Raw genomic sequence first — 720 nt, 5'->3', positions numbered from 1 at the left:
CTGTCCAGATCTGACTGCTTCGGGAAGCGCTCGGCTGAACAGATCACCAGGTCCCCAGATAGTCGGTGGGCGAAGCGCGATCGTGCGAAAGCCAGTTTTGTTGGCTGCCAGAACCAATGGCTCGGCTTGTGCCTTGCTCGCTAGGTAGGCGGAGAAGTGGTTCGGGAAAGTCGGCGCACTTTCATCGGCGTCGCGGATGGGCGTACCGCTGTTATCCATGATGATCCCCGCCGCGCTAATGTAGATGAATGTCTTCGCACCGGCGGACTCTGCCGCCTTTAACAAGGCTGCGGTGCCATCGACGTTGGTACGGAAGAAGGGCTCGCGAGGACCTGAAAAACGGAACAGGGCAGCCGCATGCACAACCGCATCGATCAGCGGAAATACGAATGGCGTGCTGCTTTCAAGATCGGCATCGATTGGCGTTGCGCCCATAGCCCTGAGTTTGGCGTGAGATGATGCGGAGCGTGTGAGAGCGAAAATCTCGTGACCGTCCTTCACGAGCTTCGAGATCAGGCGGTCGCCGAGCAGACCAGTGCCTCCCGTAACGAGAATTTTCATTGTAGTCGTCCCTTCTGTTCAGAATTCAGGATGGATCGTATGGCGCCATCGCGGATTTGCTCAAGGATCTCAGAAGTGGGTGGTGTCACCTTGCGCAGCCGAGCTGTGACGTGAAGCAGGGATGCAGCATTTGCGGACGCCCACATGAGATCGGCAGCT

1 protein-coding gene is annotated in these 720 nt (G+C 57.6%); it reads right to left on the bottom strand.

Going from position 1 to position 720, the window contains the following annotated elements:
* Positions 1-561: NAD-dependent epimerase/dehydratase family protein (locus ACFSB2_RS16845; protein WP_377944268.1), on the bottom strand; the 561-nt coding region annotated here is incomplete at its 3' end.
* Positions 562-720 lie beyond the last annotated feature (159 nt).

It is taken from the genome of Alicyclobacillus fodiniaquatilis (assembly GCF_042678105.1).
GTDB lineage: Bacteria > Bacillota > Bacilli > Alicyclobacillales > Alicyclobacillaceae > Alicyclobacillus > Alicyclobacillus fodiniaquatilis.
This window is presented reverse-complemented; position numbering and strand designations above follow the sequence as displayed.